The 17,835-nt window shown below is 45.1% G+C and carries 12 protein-coding genes; 4 read left to right on the top strand and 8 right to left on the bottom strand.

Features of this window, described 5'->3' with window-relative positions:
* Window positions 1-188 precede the first annotated feature (188 nt).
* The 3 genes from csrA to ACM0P2_RS05470 form a co-directional block, all read right to left on the bottom strand.
* Window positions 189-380, bottom strand: a complete 192-nt coding sequence (gene csrA / locus ACM0P2_RS05480; RefSeq protein ID WP_012517705.1) for a carbon storage regulator CsrA — start codon at window positions 378-380, stop codon at window positions 189-191.
* A 133-nt stretch (window positions 381-513) separates the two neighbouring features.
* Window positions 514-3,111 (bottom strand): alanine--tRNA ligase, encoded by a 2,598-nt coding sequence (alaS, locus tag ACM0P2_RS05475; protein ID WP_159119461.1) that lies wholly within the window; start codon window positions 3,109-3,111, stop codon window positions 514-516.
* A gap of 281 nt (window positions 3,112-3,392) precedes the next feature.
* Window positions 3,393-3,851, bottom strand: coding sequence for a regulatory protein RecX (locus tag ACM0P2_RS05470; protein WP_159119460.1), 459 nt, complete (start codon window positions 3,849-3,851; stop codon window positions 3,393-3,395).
* Window positions 3,852-3,967: 116 nt separating this feature from the next.
* On the opposite strand from ACM0P2_RS05470, the gene ACM0P2_RS05465 reads away from it, so the two are divergent.
* Together ACM0P2_RS05465 and ACM0P2_RS05460 are read left to right on the top strand one after the other, a co-directional pair.
* Window positions 3,968-5,233 carry a GNAT family N-acetyltransferase gene (locus tag ACM0P2_RS05465; protein WP_159119459.1) on the top strand — a complete coding sequence of 422 codons (1,266 nt, stop codon included), beginning with the start codon at window positions 3,968-3,970 and terminating at the stop codon, window positions 5,231-5,233.
* Window positions 5,223-7,298: a M13 family metallopeptidase gene (locus ACM0P2_RS05460; protein WP_173359456.1), complete on the top strand. Its 2,076-nt coding sequence runs from the start codon at window positions 5,223-5,225 to the stop codon at window positions 7,296-7,298. The genes ACM0P2_RS05465 and ACM0P2_RS05460 overlap by 11 nt, the downstream gene beginning before the upstream one ends.
* A 195-nt stretch (window positions 7,299-7,493) precedes the next feature.
* Here ACM0P2_RS05460 and betI read toward each other — a convergent pair whose 3' ends face one another.
* The 4 genes from betI to ACM0P2_RS05440 all read right to left on the bottom strand — a co-directional run bounded on the left by betI (window position 7,494) and on the right by ACM0P2_RS05440 (window position 13,232).
* A complete protein-coding gene (betI, locus tag ACM0P2_RS05455) occupies window positions 7,494-8,069 on the bottom strand; it encodes a transcriptional regulator BetI (protein WP_268891139.1) in 576 nt (191 codons plus the stop codon).
* A gap of 73 nt (window positions 8,070-8,142) precedes the next feature.
* Complete coding sequence (locus ACM0P2_RS05450; protein ID WP_159119457.1) at window positions 8,143-10,575, bottom strand: TonB-dependent receptor domain-containing protein; 2,433 nt, start codon at window positions 10,573-10,575, stop codon at window positions 8,143-8,145.
* A 354-nt stretch (window positions 10,576-10,929) separates the two neighbouring features.
* Entirely contained in the window at window positions 10,930-12,567 is a 1,638-nt protein-coding gene (locus tag ACM0P2_RS05445) for a SulP family inorganic anion transporter (RefSeq protein WP_159119456.1), read from the bottom strand.
* 11 nt (window positions 12,568-12,578) lie between these two features.
* Window positions 12,579-13,232, bottom strand: coding sequence for a carbonic anhydrase (locus tag ACM0P2_RS05440; RefSeq protein WP_159119455.1), 654 nt, complete (start codon window positions 13,230-13,232; stop codon window positions 12,579-12,581).
* 158 nt (window positions 13,233-13,390) lie between these two features.
* Between ACM0P2_RS05440 and ACM0P2_RS05435 the strand changes: the two genes are divergently transcribed.
* Entirely contained in the window at window positions 13,391-14,350 is a 960-nt protein-coding gene (locus tag ACM0P2_RS05435; protein ID WP_159119454.1) for a hydrogen peroxide-inducible genes activator, read from the top strand.
* A gap of 80 nt (window positions 14,351-14,430) precedes the next feature.
* Entirely contained in the window at window positions 14,431-15,264 is an 834-nt protein-coding gene (locus tag ACM0P2_RS05430) for a LysR substrate-binding domain-containing protein (protein WP_419227689.1), read from the top strand.
* Between the two features lie 134 nt (window positions 15,265-15,398).
* Here the strand turns inward: ACM0P2_RS05430 and ACM0P2_RS05425 are convergent, their stop codons facing one another.
* A complete protein-coding gene (locus tag ACM0P2_RS05425; protein WP_419227396.1) occupies window positions 15,399-17,420 on the bottom strand; it encodes a methyl-accepting chemotaxis protein in 2,022 nt (673 codons plus the stop codon).
* Between the last annotated feature and the right edge of the window lie 415 nt (window positions 17,421-17,835).

Genomic DNA, 17,835 nt, shown 5'->3' with positions numbered 1-17,835 from the left:
GTCAGAAGTGAGCGAGCAACGGGCTTTAAGTCTTTATAACTCAACGCCAACAAATTAAACGCGACACACCATCGGCTGCCGCACCAAAAAACACAATGACTATTAGAAAACCATCACCGGAATAAACAGTAAAAAACAAAAAAGGCCAGCGTAATAGCTGACCTTTTCCGATGAAGCGTATAATGCAATTATTCGGCTGAACCCGGCTGACCGCCCTTTTCTGCTTGAATGCGCATGTATATTTCTTCACGGTGCACAGAAACTTCTTTTGGTGCGTTAACACCGATACGTACCTGATTCCCTTTTACGCCAAGAACAGTGACAGTTACATCGTCACCAACCATAAGCGTTTCACCAACTCGACGAGTCAAAATAAGCATTCTCTTGCTCCTGTTCCTTAATACTGAACGTCATCCCTAAGATTTACCAACCCACCAGCACGACCCGATGGGGGCGACGGTGATTCCATGTTTTTGCGTCACTTCAAAAACTCACCGTTATATACGTAAATAATTATAGCTTATCTTGTAACCAAGCGTTAACCGAATCGAGTGCTTGCTGCAAGTTTTCTGGGTTGTCGCCGCCGGCTTGTGCCATATCTGGACGACCGCCACCTTTTCCACCGACCTGAGATGCAACAAAGTTAACCAATTCACCAGCTTTAACCTTATTGATTAGATTCTTCGTAACGCCCGCAATCAAATTAACCTTTGATTCATTCGCTACACCTAATACTACGATCCCCTCGCCAATTCGGTTCTTTATATCGTCCATCATTGAGCGTAGTGACTTAGCTTCAACGCCCTCTAAATTCGCTATAAGAACTTTAACGCCATTTATTTCTACTGCATTACTAAGCATATCAGCACCTTGCTGACTCGCCAGTTTTTGTTTCGCAGAATTGAGCGCTTTTTCTAGTTCTTTAGTCTGATTTTGTAGAGAAACTACGCGTTCGACTACATTTTGGCTGTCTGTTTTCAATAATGCAGACAATGAAGACAGTGTGGCTTGTTGCGTTTGCACGACTTCAAGTGCGTGTTCGCCAGTGACTGCTTCGATGCGTCGAACGCCAGATGCAATACCTGCCTCACTCGTAATTTTAAACAAACCAATATCACCAGTTCGGGTAACATGAGTACCACCACATAGCTCAACAGAGAATGGACCCATAGTTACCACACGAACTTTTTCGTCGTACTTCTCTCCAAATAGTGCCATTGCGCCTGAAGCTTTGGCTTCGTCTAAGTCCATAAGTTCAGTGGCTAGCGTGTGATTTGCTCGTATTTCTTGGTTAACTCGTCGCTCAATCTCCACAAGCTGCTGTGCCGTTACCGCTTCAAAATGAGAGAAATCAAAACGCATTCGTGGCGCTTCAACCAATGAACCTTTCTGCGTTACGTGCTCACCTAGAATTTCACGCAATGCTGCATGAAGTAAGTGCGTAGCACTGTGGTTCTTTTTAATTGCTTCGCGGTTAGCGAGGTCTATAGCAGCTGTTGCCGTGTCGCCTTTAGTAACCTTTCCTTTCACTACACCTTTATGTGCAAACGCATTGCCCATTTTCTGAGTGTCGGTTACAACAAACTCCCCGTTAGCTACGCGAAGTACGCCTTTATCGCCGGCTTGACCACCACTTTCTGCGTAGAACGGCGTGCTGTCTAATACCACAACACCTTCTTGACCATCTTCTAGCGTATCAACAAATGCATTGTCGGCAATAAGCTCAACAACATTTGCCTGACCTTCTACATCGGTGTACCCGGTGAATGATGTCGTGTGATCGATGGCGAGTTTGCTATTGTAGTCTGCGCCAAAGTTGCTTGCCTGCTGTGCTCGGGCACGCTGCGCCTGCATGGCAGCTTCAAACCCTTCTTCATCAATTTTGAGGTCGTGCTCACGCGCCACATCATTTGTTAAGTCAGTAGGGAAGCCGTAGGTGTCGTAAAGCTTAAACACCACATCTCCGGGCACGGTATCGCCTTCTAGAGTTTCCAGCGTATCGTTTAGAATCGCCATGCCTCGGGCTAACGTTTTGCTAAACTGCTCTTCTTCCACACGAAGTACTTTTTCAATTACCGGCAACTGGTCTACAAGTTCTGGATACGCCTCACCCATTTCTTTGGCAAGTGATGCAACAAGTTTGTAAAAGAAGATATCGTTTGCGCCAAGCTGGTAGCCATGACGAACCGCACGACGAATGATACGACGTAAAACGTATCCGCGGCCTTCATTCGATGGCATAACGCCATCGCAAATTAAGAAGCTGCATGAACGAATGTGGTCAGCAATAACACGAAGTGATTTGTTTTCCAAATCTTCGCTACCAACAATTGATGCTGCCGATTTAATCAAGTTTTGGAACAGGTCAATCTCGTAGTTACTGTGCACGTTCTGCAAGATAGCTGAAATACGCTCAAGGCCCATGCCCGTATCGATAGAAGGCTTAGGAAGTGGCTCCATGGTACCGTCAGCTTGTTTGTTAAACTGCATGAATACCAAGTTCCAAATTTCGATAAAACGGTCACCGTCTTCTTCAGGTGTTCCTGGAGGACCACCCCAAATGTGCGCACCGTGGTCGTAGAAGATTTCAGAACAAGGGCCACATGGGCCGGTATCGCCCATAGACCAGAAGTTATCTGACGTGCTGATGCGAATAATCTTTTCTTTTGGCACGCCAATATGGTTTTCCCATATATCAAAAGCTTCGTCATCTTCAGAGTAAACGGTAACCAGCAGCTTTTCTTTTGGCAGACCAATTTCTTTGGTAAGGAAATTCCACGCAAACTCTATTGCTTCTTTTTTGAAATAATCGCCAAAGCTAAAGTTGCCCAGCATTTCAAAAAAGGTGTGGTGACGAGCAGTGTAGCCTACGTTCTCAAGGTCATTATGTTTACCACCAGCACGAACGCAGCGCTGAGACGATACCGCACGGGTATAACTGCGCTTCTCTGCGCCTAAGAAGCAGTCTTTAAACTGGTTCATGCCCGCGTTGGTAAAAAGAAGTGTGGGATCATCTGCCGGTACCAGTGACGAGCTTGCCACCGCTTGGTGGCCATGGCTTTTAAAATAATCGATAAACTTGTTACGTAAGTCAGCAGTTGATAATGTCATTGAAAACCTAACTTCCTTTATTCTATTAACGACGAGTGCTATTTGCCTGTTTTACTGAGCGTTATAATCAGGGCGTTTGCCATTACGCAATGTGCAATGCCGCATTACAATTCTCTGAATAAATTAAAATGCACACAAATTTGCGCAACAATACCACGGAAAGCGCGTTTTTGTTAAGTGGAACAAGAACAAGATAGGAACAAAACTCACTTATTCTCGACATACAAAAATGACATTATAATGTTAAGAGGCGAAAGGCTGGTATTTGGAGAGGTTGAGCGCTAGTCGTGGTCGTTTGCGCTTACAGCGTAGTCTATATGCTCTTGATAAAAACCTCGGTATTGCAGGAATTGCTTTTGCTTTTGCCTTAACGCAAATTCAGTTTCATAAAACCCGCCAAATTTCTTTTCTTTAACCTTTTTAGCGCTTTCAAACCAATCAGCCTCAATCTCTTGCAGAGCTTGCTCCGCAACAGTTTCATCTATACCGTATTGCTGCAAATCTAGCTTAATTAACCGCGGACCTTTTCCCTTTAGATACAGTGCGCGCGCACGACTTTCAGCGAAACGCACGTCACTTTGAATATCTGCATTCCTAAATTCTTCTAAAATTGGGATAAAAGCATTGCTCTCTATGCCCTTTTGCTGAAGCTTTCGAATTATCTCGCTGAAGCTATGCTCTCGTCGTGCTAGCATGCGAGTAATCGCTTCGGTAATGATTTTTCGATCAAAATCTGACATTTTTGAAATCGACTATCCTGTATAAAACGTAGAAATCTCGTTATTTTAACGCTAAATATTTGCAAATAGCGATTATTTCAGCATAAACACATTAATTTCTACATGATGTAAATTGCATGACAGCACAAAACGTTCGCATAAGAATTATAGACTCCATTGAACAGCTATCTAAAACGCGCTGGCAGCAACTTTCGCGGGGGGCAGGCCCATTTCTTTCCTATGAATTCTTACACGCGCTAGAAAACAGCGAGTCTTGTACTAACGAGTCCGGCTGGCAGCCTTGTCACATCGCTATATTGCAAAATCAAGACGATAACGTTAGCGCTATCATTCCCGGATATTTGAAAACGCACAGCTACGGGGAATATATATTCGACCATGCTTGGGCCAACGCCTACGTGCAGCATGGTTTGGATTACTACCCTAAATGGATATCCGCAATACCCTTTACTCCTGTAACGGGCCCTCGCTTATTAAGCGACGGTCAATTTCTTTTAACCCCCGAACTTGTAAACGAAGTTGAGCTTGCACTTGTTGAGCACGCCAAGAAAGAGTTCGATGAAGTCCTGTCTTCATTTCATTGGCTTTTCCCTAGTGATGCAACATCTACACAACTAACACAGTCTCATGAAACACTGCCTCATTACCTTACACGATACACGGTTCAATTTCAGTGGCATAACTATGGCTACAGAGACTTTGACGACTTTCTAAACGCGCTAACATCACGCAAAAGGAAGGATATAAAGAAAACTCGACGAAAGCTTAGTGAACGAGGCGTTCATTTTACGTACTATACTGGAGATGAAATTAGCCCTGAAACACTTCGCTTTTTTACAAAGTGTTACAAAGCGACCTATTTAAAACGAAGCGGTCACGTGGGATATTTGAATGACGCCTTCTTTGAACAACTTGTAGAAAGCATTAGCGATAAGATGCTTATTGTTACTGCGAGCGAAAATGACGTAGCTGTAGCAAGTGCCCTTTTCTTCTATGATGAAACGGGACTTTATGGCAGATACTGGGGAGCACTCAAAGAAATAGACGGCCTCCATTTTGCCTGCTGTTATTTTGAAGGCATTGAATTTGCCATTGCGAAGAAGCTTCCGCTTTTTAATCCCGGAACTCAAGGTGAACATAAAATACTTCGAGGATTCGAACCCATTTACTGCCGTTCACATCACAAATTACAACATGCGTCGTTTCATAGTGCTGTAGCAGACTTTTTACAGCGTGAAACGCCGCATATCGCTAACTATTTTAATCAGGCACGGAATGCTTTACCGTTTAACAAGGAATTTGTGCCTACTTTAAAAACAACCAGTGTCAATTTACCTAACGACGACACCTACAATCAAAACGAGAAAAACGATGAAATATAAACTTCTAGCCGTAGCGATTGCGGCATCTTTAGGCCTTGCAGGCTGTGGACAGCCTGAACAGGCGCAAGATCAGACGAGTAAAGTTGAAGCACCTGAAGTGAAAGGTGAAGCTGAATTAGGTTCGTTCGGCGTAGACCTCACTGCGCGTAATGAAGCAGTAAAACCCGGCGACGATTTCTTTATGTACGCAAGTGGCACGTGGTATGACAACTATGAGTTGCCTGCCGATAAAACACGTTATGGTGCCTTTACCGGTCTTGCCGAGCGCAGTGAAGAGCAAGTTAAAAACATTATTGATGGGCTAATGGAAAAGTCTTCGCTAAATGCAGAAGAGAAGCTTGTTCACGACTTTTTTGTTGCTTACATGGATACTGATACCATCAACGAAAAAGGTATTGAGCCAATCAAAGACGTACTAACGTCTATTGATAGCATTGAAAATAAAACTGACCTAACCAAAGCATTTGGCAATAGCTGGTTAGTAGGTTCTAACACGCCAATTGGCGGCGGTATGTGGTACAACCGCTTAGACCCGAATGAATACCAGTTAAGCGTTGGTGTGGGTGGTTTAGGTCTTCCAGATCGTGACTATTACCTTAGCGATAGCGAACGTTTCGTTAAAATCCGTGAAGCCTACGTAGCACACATAGAGCAGATGTTAAATTTTGCAGGCGAAGAAAACGCAGCGGAAAAAGCAGCCAACATTCTTGCCCTTGAAACACAAATTGCAGAAATTCAGTGGCCGCGCGAAAAACGCCGTGACCGCGACCTTACTCTTAATCAAATTGAGCGTAGCAAGCTGTCTGACGAATACCCTGGCTTTGACTGGGACACGTATTTTGCTCAAACCGGCTATAAAGTGCCTGAGCTGAATATTACGCAGCCTGAGCCAGTAAAAGACGTTATTAAGATTATCAACGAAGCTGACTTAGCCGATTGGAAGTCGTACTTGAAGTACCACACTATTTCAAACAATGCAGGTTTCTTATCTGAAGATATCTACCTAGCCAACTTTGACTTCTTTGGTCGTACACTAAGCGGTCAGCAAGAGCCTCGTCCTCGCTGGAAGCGCGCAGTGAGTCAAATGTCTGGCACAGAGTCTCTTGGTTTTGCCATCGGTAAGATTTACGTAAATGAATACTTCCCAGAAAGTTCAAAAGAGCAGATGGCAGAACTGGTTGAGAATTTGCGTACAGCACTAGGTGAGCGTATTGAAAACCTAGATTGGATGAGCGAAGAAACCAAGGTAAATGCGAAAGAAAAGCTAATGGCATTTAACCCTAAAATTGGCTATCCGGACGAATGGCAGTCTTTCGACAGCGTAACTATTAGCGACAAGGACTTAGTAGGCAACGTTCGTAATCTTCGCACATTCTTCCAAGACCAGTCGATAGAACGTGAGCTGGAGAAGACCGACCGCAATCGCTGGGGTATGACACCGCAGCGCGTTAATGCCTACTACAATAGCTCGTTCAATGAAATTGTATTCCCAGCGGCTATTTTGCAACCACCATTCTTTGATCCAAACGCCGACGCAGCAGTTAACTACGGTGCAATCGGTGCGGTAATTGGTCACGAAATGGGACATGGTTTTGACGATCAAGGCTCGAAGTCAGATGCAAACGGTATTCAGCGCAACTGGTGGACCGATGCTGACCGCGCAGCGTTTGAAGAAAAAGCAGATATGCTAGCCGAGCAATACAGCCAGTACGAGCCTATCGAAGGTAACTTCGTAAATGGTCGCAACAGCTTGGGTGAAAACATTGGTGACGTGGGTGGTCTAGCCATGGCTTACCACGCCTACAAACTTAGCCTTAACGGCAAAGAAGCGCCGGTAATTGACGGCCTAACAGGCGATCAGCGTTTCTTCCTTGCATGGGCACAAGTGTGGAAAGAAAAACGCACTGAAGAAAGTATGCTGAATCAACTTCGCGCAGGTACACACGCGCCAGGTCGTTATCGTGCACAAGCTCCAAGAAACCATGATGCATGGTATGAAGCGTTTGACGTGAAACCAGGTGATGCACTTTATCTTGCGCCAGAAGAGCGCGTAAGAATTTGGTAATGGATTAGCTTATTTATTTGATAGCCTTTGACGCCGGATAGCGACAGCCGCTCGGCGTTTATCGGCAGTACTTAATGCTCACAACATAAGTGCCCAGCAATTAAATCTAAGCAGGTAAAAAGGGCGGTACGAAGGATTTCTTACCGCCCTTTTTTAATTTATTGTCAGCGTTGATTCGGCCCAGCAAATGCTCACTTACTTCCCATATTGCGCTACTACGTCACGGACATATTGCTTACAGCGCGTTACAGCCTCTGAAAAGTCGCCATTACCTACGCTTCCCATAGAATAACGTAGCCAGTAGCCGTCTATGAGTGCCGCGGTAGAAGCGGCTATGTTCTTAACCTGGTCTGAGCGGATCAGTTCGCGATAGCTATAAGCAAGATTTCGCTCTAGACGCTTATGATTTATGCACTGCAAACGATGCAGTCCTTCATTATGTAGTGACAGCGCCCAGAAGTTGAACCAGGTATTGGTAGCGGAACTCGCCCCTTGCGTTTGTGAAAAGTTATTTTCAATAATGAAATCAATTCGCTCTAGGGGATCGTCAATACGCTGCGTGATTTTTAGCGCATCGAGAAGGTGGCGCATCGTAGCTTCAATTAAGCCTTGCTTGTCACCAAAATAGTGACTGATTATTCCTGATGAAAGCCCCGCTCTTTTACTAATTAAGCTAATCGTTGTTCCGTGATAGCCAACTTCTGCCATCACTTCTAGCGTTGCTTCTATTAATTGCTTCTTGCGAACTGGCTCCATTCCCACCTTGGGCATGCTACAACTCCAAACCTAAAATCAAATAAACACTCTGCGGCAGTGCTTAACTGCCGCAGATATGATATCACGATTAAAAGGTTAAGCGTGCGTTCACTGCTACAGCGCGAGGCGCACCAATCCAAAAAGCACCTGGGGCAATAGTAGACGCGTAATCTTCGTCAAACAAGTTGTTTACTGTAAGGCGAACTTCAAGCTCTTCTATACTCGGACCAAGATTTTCTATAAACCCACCTACATAGAAGTCACTTACTATGTAGTCGTCAACTTCTGCAGCATTATAGATATCAAGATAGCGGCCATCTACGTACTTCGTTGATAGGCCAGCAAAATAATTATCACGAGCCCAGTCGAAGCTCACTACTGCCATAGTATCCGGCGTTCCGATAACCGTATTACCTTCGATGGCCACCAAAGACATTTCAGGGTTATTGGGGTCAGCAATGGCGGCTTGAGCATCAGCTAAAGTCTCGTAAACCGTTCCTGAACTTCCCACTGTCGCCACATACTCAGACTCGCTTAGCGTAATCGATGTGAACAAAGAAAGTTCTTCGGTGAGCGTTATATCTGCTGAAATCTCAAAACCACTTGATTCAATACCACCTACGTTTTTGTATCCACCAGCAGCCGCTTCAAGAAAGTCTATTCCCTCTCGCGTTTCGTTACTGGTAAATTGAATACGGTCGTTAAATTCAATGTTGTAGTAAGTCACGCTGGCATTGAAGCCTGGTGATGCGTAGCGGAAACCAACATCGATGTTATCGGCCGTTTCTGGTTTGATAAAACGAAGATCAGTATCATTTCGCTCAAGTTGAGCATCTTTGATAGCCGCAAAGTTTTCGCCATAGCCAGCAAAGACCTCTAAGCCATCAATAGGTAAAGGTGCAACGATACCGGCTGAAAACAGCGTATCTGAATCAGTATTCACTGCTAAGTCATTGGCTGAGTCGAAGTTGTCAGTTTTCTCGATATCGACGTTAAACTTCTTAGCACCCGCGCGAATTCGGGCAAAGCCTAAATCAAGCTCGTCTTCCACATAATACATCAAGGTATCAACTGGGAAAGTTCTGTCGTACTGCACCCAGTAAGGCACGTTGTCATAATCGACACTAATGGCAGAGTTCGTAACTTTGTGCCAGTCACGCGACTCATCACGGTCGTAGTCTTCCCACCAAACACCAAAGCGTAAAGTATTGTCAAAATCGCCAACCTTAGTGTACCAAACGGCATCAGCGTTAAGGCCTATACGCTGTTTGGCATAATGTGTATGGCGGTATGATCCGACAGGAATTGCACCTTGTTCATGACAACCCGGGTCATACTCTGGCCCAGCCCCTCCGTAAGGGAAAGTTAACGAGCTTTGACAACCTTCGATTGGGCTAAGCTGGTTGCCTTGTCTATCGACAAAGTAAATTTGTCCTAGCTCTTGACCACCGAATACTGTATTGCCTACAACGAGTTCTGAATGTCCTTGCGCGCCATCATCGGTAATATCGACAATGTATGGTGGTACCCATTCGCCGCGACCTTCGTTGTCGTGATAATAAGCGTTTGTCATAAAATCGACCTGGCCAATTGTGAATTCAGCCTGCAGGTAGGCGAAAAGATTTTCGCGTAATGTAGACCAACCTCGACGATAAGCCTGATCCTGATAAGGTACACCAGTCCACTCGTCTGTTAACTGGTCCCAATCAGGGTTTTGCGCATATTGTGCTAATCCATAAATACGCTGGTAGTTGTCTTCATGAGTATCGTCGTAAGAAAGATAACCAGTAAGAGACACATCGTTGACAGTAGATATAAACTTCATTGCCAAATGGTCACGTGTATTCTCTGCCGCCTGCTGCATAAAGTCAGAGCTTTCTTGGCTTGAAAGGCTTATCCACGCATAGGTATCTTTAAAAATTTCGCCCGTTTCATAACGCACATAATATTTTGCTGCGTCAAACTCGCCCGCAGTCACACTCGCTACTAAACCTTGCTCCATAGACGGGTCAATGGTTGTAAAATTAAGCGTGCCGCCTAAGGCCTCATGTGAGCGTGAGGCTATATCTGCTGTGCCCTGAGATACTTCAACGCCTTTAACGTTTTCAGTATCGATATAGCGGTTTGCTTTCGCACCACCGCCGTAATTTGAATTACCATTGGCAATTCCGTCTACCGTCATACCAATTTGTTGTTCATTGAGGTTTACCTGAAAGCCACGAATAACGATAGATGTAGACCAGTCATCCGCACCAAAGGTATCGCCTTCGTTAATCAATACACCAGGTAGATTATCCACTGCGGCTAGCACGCTACTAAGATTAGCTTGCTGCTTGAACATATCTTCGCTTGTGGCGTTATTTGCGTATGAAACGCTTCGTCCAACAACGGTAATTTCTTCTATGCGTTCTTCTTCTGCGCCTGCTGCTTCTTCTGCCATTGCAGAAGACGGTGCACTTAGGGCAGCCATTGATGAAAGTGCAGCAAGCACCGCTAAAGAGAGTTTATTGTGTGATTTCATGTATTTCCCAGTAGTTTGTATTATTTGTGCACTACTTTAGGGGTGGATTGTTACAGTTGCGTTAAGTTTAATTGAACATTCAATTAATAAAATAAATAAGTCCCGTCGGAAGATAGAATTATGCTTAAACATACCTATACAAATAAGTTAGCGATGGGGTCTGTTATCTTTCCAATATATCCGTTAACTTTCTTTGCCCGTTTTTACTTTTCTAGCACTAGCATATGAGAGTAGGCAATTATCTGTGCGGAATAGTATTAGATTTAAAAGTTGGAGTGGCGTCTATTAAGGCATAAAAAAGCCCTCACGAAAGAGGGCTAAAAAGGGAAAAGCGTGTATTGATTGTGTCTTACTTTAAGACTGCGCTGCGGCTTGATAGCTAGTGTCTTCGCCTTTAGTGCCGCCTACTTGCTTTTTTGCGTAAAGCAATGCGTCGTGTAGTGTCTCAAAATTAGGAATACCCGGGTGAGCTTCGTTAACACCTTCAAGTACCTTGTTCACTTCTGCATTAGCACCGCAAATGACCAACTGACGTCCCGCAGCAAGCGCATCTGACGTTACTGTGTCCACTGCCATCGCAGCAGATACGTCCATCAGCGGCACACGGGAGAAATCAAGAATGGTTACTTTAGAACCAGCTTTAACTCGCTCTCTCACATGGTGACCTAAATCTGCAGCAGCGCCGAAGCTTAGTGGACCGCCAAAGCTAAAGATTGAAACCTTATCTTTAAGCGACTCTAAAAGCTCGTTCTCTTTAGGATCATTAAGCGAATCAGGGATCTTCTTAAGCTCTTCAATTTGTAGCTGTGCAATTTGCTTAACGTAAGCAAGAGCAGCAAATACTACACCTACACCTACCGCAGTGATCAGATCTACAAATACCGTTAGTGCCAGTACCATGAGCATCAGACCAAAGTCCCAACGAGGGCCTTTGTGAGCGCGCTTCAGGTAGCTCCAGTCAATAATATCAAGGCCAACTTTAACCAAAATACCTGCAAGAACCGCGTGAGGAATTTGCGCCGCTAGCGGGCTAAGGCCGAGCACTATTGCAAGTAGCACCAACGCGTGAACCATACCCGAAACGTTGTATTTACCGCCACTGCGAATATTTACAACTGTACGCATAGTCGCACCAGCACCTGCGATACCACCAATAAGACCTGCAAACGTGTTGCCAATGCCTTGGCCGATAAGTTCTTTGTTACTGTCATGACGAGTACGCGTCATATTGTCAGCTACCAGCGATGTAAGCAGGCTGTCTATCGCGCCTAGTACCGCAAGAATGAATGCAGCCTCAAGAATAAGCAACGCTTTGCTCTGCTCAAAAACAGGTAGGTGCAAACTTGGTAGACCGGTAGGGATATCGCCTAAGACAGGTACTGTAAAAGCTAAGCTTACTAGCGTACCAATAATGAGCGCCGCAAGTGCTCCAGGCACAAACTTCCCTAGCTGTGGAGGCCACTTATAGGCAATAACGAGTGTACCTAGGCCAAGTGCTAAGGTAGCAAAGTCGATATCTGCAAGTGCGGTCGGTAAATAAGACAAAGCGCCAATTGTACCGCCCGGAGGCTCGTGTCCCAGCAAGCGGCCAATTTGCAAAATAATAATAATTGCGCCGATGCCCGACATGAAGCCCGATATTACTGGATAAGGCACTAACCGAATGTACTGGCCTACACCTAACACACCGAACACAATCTGGAATATACCCGCTAATATAACCGCCGTAAATATCAGGCTAGCGTCGCCCGAAAGACTTGCAAACAAGCCTGCAAGGACAACGACCATTGGCCCTGTGGGGCCAGAAATCTGGGCAGGTGTTCCGCCGAAAAGCGCCGCAAAGAAACCGACAGCGATAGCGCCGTAAAGACCCGCCATTGGGCCTAAGCCTGAGGCTACACCTAGGGCAAGCGCCAGTGGTAAAGCAACAATACCGGCAGTCAAACCACCGGTAAAATCACCACGTAAATTAGAAAAATTAACTTTCACCATACTAAAGAGCCTTATTCGGCGCGCGCAAGCTGCGCTTCTGCTGTAGACTCATCCATTACGTCGAATTCACCTGATTCAGTGTTGTAATAGAGTACATCCCCTGAACCAATGTTATACACCCAACCGTGAAGTTTAACCTGTCCAGTCGCTAGTTTTGCTGCAACAGCTGGATGTGTGCGAAGGTGCTGAATTTGTTGCACTACATTCTCTTTAGTCACCGCTTCTAGGTCGTCAATTGAAAGCTCTGAATGGCCACAGCGCTCTTTTACCACTTCGGTTGCCACACGGCAGTGACCTAGCCACTCTTTTACATGGGGCAGAGAGTCAAGGCCTGCAGGGTTAATAGCTCCCTTCATTGCACCACAGTCAGTGTGACCGCAAACAACAATATGTGAAACGCCTAATGCCGCAACAGCAAATTCGATAGAAGCAGTCATTCCGCCAGTTTGGTTGCTGTGAGGAGGTACAATATTGCCCGCATTGCGGCAAATGAAAAGCTCACCTGGGTCAGTCTGAGTAACAAGATTCGGGTCGATGCGAGAATCTGAGCACGTGATAAAAAGCACTTCAGGATTTTGGCCGTTTGCAAGCTTTTGAAACGTAGCTTTCTTGCCCGGATAAACTTCCTTCTGGAATTTAGCAACACCTGAGATAACGTGATCCATATAGAACTCCCAATTTTTTAATAATTGTAATGATTATGTAATTACGTCAGTTTCACTTGATAGATTAATAGTTTAATATACCAACTCGCGATAGCTAAATACTATCACCACAGTTTCAGTGGTAACCTTAAGTTTAGTAAAAGAAGATATTTCCCACCATGCAATTCAACGGAAAGACGCCGTCAATAAATCAAATACGCTACTTTGTAGCAGTAGCGAAATACCTAAGCTTCAGGCAGGCCGCGGGGATACTTGGAATTAGCCAGCCTACTCTGACCAGTCAAATTAGTGCGCTAGAAAACCTCTTAGGCTTAACATTGTTTGAACGTTCCCGCACCGGCACACTGTTGTCGCCTCAAGGTAAAGCACTGCTTGATGCAGCGGAAGAGGTTTTACAATCGTCGCAGAGGTTCAGTGAGATTGCCCGTGACTTATCTGAAGGTGAAGTAGTTACTTATCGCTTAGGTATTCCTCCCACCCTCGGGCCATACTTACTACCTTTCGTGCTTCCTGATTTGCATAAGAGAAAACCTGGACTTCGATTTTATGTTCGAGAAGGCGCACCCAATGCGCTTCAACATGGTTTATTGCGTGGGGAGTACGACCTCATTCTCTCTCCGCTATCAGGAGAAAATTCACAGTTAATCAAGCATCCGCTTTTTAATGAACCCTTAAAGTTTGTCACGCCTTCTGATCACAAATTAGCAGGAAAAGCGTTCGTTAACCCCAAAGAGATCGCCGGTGAAAAAATACTTACCCTTGAAGATAAACATCATTTTCATCATCAAGTGCAGCGCATTTGTGATGAAATTGGCGCAGACTTACAACGTGACTATGAAGGCACAAGTTTGGATACACTGCGTCAAATGGTGGTAATGGGCATGGGCGTGGCATTTCTACCTGGTCTCTATATCCACTCTGAATTGCACAAACCTGAAGCACTGCATGTATGTGAGATTGCGAATATGCCAATTGAACGTCAGCATTCTCTGGCGTGGAGAAACACCGCGCCAGGTAGAAAAACTTTCAGAGATATTTCAATTATCATAAAAGAAATAATAGAAACTCGTCTCTCCGATGCGGTAACAATCGTCAGTACGACGTCAGGTTCTGTTTAAAAAATTCTAAACCATATGTGAGCGTTATGATTGATAGGCAACATTTGCGAATTATAAGAGCGATTGATGCAGAAGGCTCGATGACAGAAGCGGCGAAGTCGCTTTTTCTCACGCAATCGGCGTTAAGCCACGCAATGAAAAAGTTAGAAGCCCATTTCAATGTACCATTGTGGAACAAAGATGGTAGAAGACTTACACTCACGCAGGCAGGTCAAAGCGTACTGGGCTTGGCACATCGGGTTTTACCTCAGTTTGAGCATACTGAAGCACAACTGCGACGGTTTGCTGATGGCAAGCAGGGAATATTGCGCATCGGTATGGAGTGCTATCCTTGCTTTGAATGGCTGCTAAAAGTCGTCGCACCTTTTCTGAAAGCGTTTCCTGACGTCGATGTAGATGTCCGCAGAGCATTCTCCTTCGGTGGTCTTCAAGCGCTACACGGTTACGATATAGATATTTTGCTTACCCCAGATCCGCTCTCACTCGATACGATCACCTACACCCCTGTATTTGAATATGAACAAGTATTGGTAATGGATAAGCATCACCCTTTGGTAGAGAAACCCTTTATAACACCGAAAGATTTAAGCAACGAAACTCTCATTACCTACCCCGTAGAGCTAAGCCGACTGGACGTTTTCACTCATTTTTTGACGCCTGCCAATTGCACGGTGAGGCAGCATAAAACGATTGAAACCACTGAGATCATCTTACAAATGGTAGCTGCCGGGCGCGGTGTTACTGCACTACCTAAATGGTTAATTGATGAATCAAAAGAAAGCGAACTTCTGGCTTGTCGCTCGCTTGGAGAGCAAGGCGTATCAAAAACCTTGTATTTAGGCCATAGAAAAGCGCAGGACGTATTGGGGTTTGTAGATGATTTCATTTCTCTTTCTCAAACCCACAAACCATAACCCTTCTAAGCTTTATGGTGGAGATGCCATTGCTTTTCAGGAGTGGATGAATCGCTTGCCATATAAAATGGCAAGCGGGAAACCACTATTTTTACATGCAACTGAGTGCGCAGTACATTCAGCCACGAGAGGCACTAAATCTTAAATTGCCCCACCAGCTCTTTTAAGTCACCAGAGACAGTACTGAGCTGCGTCGCTTCCACCGCTAACTCTTCAGCGTGTTGACTAGTTTTGTCACTTAAGCTTGTGATTGCCACGAGCGACTTATTAATATCTTGCGCCACCTCCGTTTGCTGCTCTGTCGCAAGTGCTATGTGAGTACTTTGCCCGTGAACCAAACCTATAGACTGGGTAATGTCTTTAAGCGTTTCGACAACTTTTTCTGTCTTATCGACACCAGATTGAGAACGGGTTTGTCCTTCCTGCATAACACTGTTGGTCTGCTCAGACATCGCCTGCAATCGCTCTACCATTTTTCGTATATCAGTCGTCGATTCTTGTGTACGACTTGCTAATGAGCGAACTTCATCTGCAACAACGGCAAAGCCGCGCCCCTGTTCACCGGCTCTCGCCGCTTCAATAGCTGCGTTTAATGCAAGTAGATTAGTTTGTTCAGCGATGCTGTTAATGACGTCGACTACAGCACCGATGCTATCTGACTCTTTGCTCAATCCGCCCACAACTTCAACACCCTGACTGATGGCGTCAGCCAACGCGCGAATTTCCCTCATGGCATCTTGCACTTGCTCACTGCCGGCTTGTACCAATTCATCTGCTTTAGTCGCAGCGTCACTGGACTGTGCCGCATTTCTTGAAATCTCAACAACGGTAGCGGCCATCTGCGTGACCGCCGCAGACACGTTGTCCACTTGGCTGCGCTCTTGATTAATTTCTTTGCTGGTGGCGTGACTTACGTCTCGAAGATGGTCAGCCGCATCAGAAACGGCCTTAGTGTTAGCGGCAGTATCTTTAAGTAGCGACCTCAGTTTATCGGTAAAGGTATTAAACTCTATGGCTAGTGCACCGATCTCGTCGTTGCTTTTAACTTCCAAACGCTTGGTTAAATCACCGTCGCCATGTGCTATTTCTGCCATTGCATTGCGCATTTCCACCAAAGGCTGAGTTACTTTCGCACTCGCCAAATAGGTAATAAGTGCTATTAATCCAATGATAACAATGGCGACGATAATTGCCGTAGTAATGGCACTATTTATTGGGCTATCTATGATGCTTGCAGGAACAAGAATACCCAGCGACCAGTTCATTTGTGGGTTGGTCAACTTAGCATGCTCAAAAACCGCAACATAGTCTCTTCCCTTCCAAGTTAGGGGCACAATACCAGATTCATTGGCTGCGATAATACCCGCCAACTTGCCAAAACCTTCGGTATCATCAAATACACTGTCGAAGTTTTGAATAGAAGAACTTAATGGTAGCGCTTTGCTCTGTTTTGGAAAGTAAACAATGTTTTGGTTTTCATCGAGTAAAAACGCCGTGCCTTGTTCTTCATAGCGAATGGCATCTATGACTTTACCGACCGTGCTAATAAGAATATCGACACCGCCAACGCCTAGTAACGTTCCGTTTTTATAAATCGGTGTTTGTACTACCGCAGATACGCTTCCATCTTGGGAGTCGACAGCAGGCGGCGTAACATATAACTTTCCTTTTTCAACGGCAGTGGTAAACCACGGTCGCTTAGTAGCAAAATAACCGGCGTTAGGATTGCCGGCATCAGGGCCTGACGTTTCGACGCCGACTCGCCCTTCCTCATAAAAATACTCACCTGTTTTGGCTGAACCAAAGAAAGCAGATTTAATAATGGGATCTTGGCTGCTAATGCCCTTAAAAGTGGCATAGATATCCTTGGATTGAGCCAGTTGGCTCTCGGGTGCTCCTCGCGTGCTATGACGCGCGAAAAAATCCTGTAGAAAAGGACTACTCAAAAACGCGCTAGCAACACCGCCATAGGTTGCGAAAAAGCCTTCGACATCATTTGCTTCACGGGCGACAAGGGATTTGACCTCTTTTTCTACACGACTGCGGGTGTTGTCTGCAACGGTATTGACCAAGAAAAACGCAGTGATAAGTAACATTAAAGCTATGCTACCACCAACGATAAGCATGAACTTTTTTTGGAGTGATATGGATTTCATTTGTACTTCTCATTGTGTACTAAACGCCACAACGTGTGAAAAGTGTATTCCAGCACTAGGGCCTGTTGACCTTTGTTGTACATTTTTGCAGCGGTCTTTGTGCCATCTAGACAAGGCGGATGTTTGACGGTTTAGTGGTTCTAAGTCGAAAACATTCAACGCAGTATAGATGGCACAAAGACGCTGCCCGAAGGGGTCGTTATGGAAGCCTTTTACTCTTTGTCACAGCCCTTTAACCTAGCCCACTAGGCTTGCAGGACTGTTTCGCGATTAAAAGGCTTCCATTTAGACCAAAATTCGTACATCAAAGGTCAACAGGCCCTTATAATTCGCACACATTACAAGTTTAGTTTTATTAGTATTAGGCGTGCAAGTGAGACTAGCTCGCCAGCACGTCTAATACTTTGAGATATAC

This window comes from Alteromonas sp. OM2203 (genome assembly GCF_048517045.1).
Classification (GTDB): Bacteria; Pseudomonadota; Gammaproteobacteria; order Enterobacterales; family Alteromonadaceae; genus Alteromonas; species Alteromonas gracilis.
The sequence above is the reverse complement of the archived record's forward strand: the minus strand, read 5'-3'. Positions and strand labels throughout refer to the sequence as shown.

Bases quoted from the DNA above. Each gene is read 5' to 3' on its own strand.
- csrA (WP_012517705.1), bottom strand. From the start codon at position 380: ATGCTTATTTTGACTCGTCGAGTTGGTGAAACGCTTATGGTTGGTGAC.
- ACM0P2_RS05470 (WP_159119460.1), bottom strand. From the start codon at position 3,851: ATGTCAGATTTTGATCGAAAAATCATTACCGAAGCGATTACTCGCATG.
- ACM0P2_RS05450 (WP_159119457.1), bottom strand. From the start codon at position 10,575: ATGAAATCACACAATAAACTCTCTTTAGCGGTGCTTGCTGCACTTTCA.
- ACM0P2_RS05445 (WP_159119456.1), bottom strand. From the start codon at position 12,567: ATGGTGAAAGTTAATTTTTCTAATTTACGTGGTGATTTTACCGGTGGT.
- alaS (WP_159119461.1), bottom strand. From the start codon at position 3,111: ATGACATTATCAACTGCTGACTTACGTAACAAGTTTATCGATTATTTT.
- betI (WP_268891139.1), bottom strand. From the start codon at position 8,069: ATGCCCAAGGTGGGAATGGAGCCAGTTCGCAAGAAGCAATTAATAGAA.
- ACM0P2_RS05465 (WP_159119459.1), top strand. From the start codon at position 3,968: ATGACAGCACAAAACGTTCGCATAAGAATTATAGACTCCATTGAACAG.
- ACM0P2_RS05430 (WP_419227689.1), top strand. From the start codon at position 14,431: ATGACAGAAGCGGCGAAGTCGCTTTTTCTCACGCAATCGGCGTTAAGC.
- ACM0P2_RS05460 (WP_173359456.1), top strand. From the start codon at position 5,223: ATGAAATATAAACTTCTAGCCGTAGCGATTGCGGCATCTTTAGGCCTT.
- ACM0P2_RS05425 (WP_419227396.1), bottom strand. From the start codon at position 17,420: ATGAAATCCATATCACTCCAAAAAAAGTTCATGCTTATCGTTGGTGGT.
- ACM0P2_RS05440 (WP_159119455.1), bottom strand. From the start codon at position 13,232: ATGGATCACGTTATCTCAGGTGTTGCTAAATTCCAGAAGGAAGTTTAT.
- ACM0P2_RS05435 (WP_159119454.1), top strand. From the start codon at position 13,391: ATGCAATTCAACGGAAAGACGCCGTCAATAAATCAAATACGCTACTTT.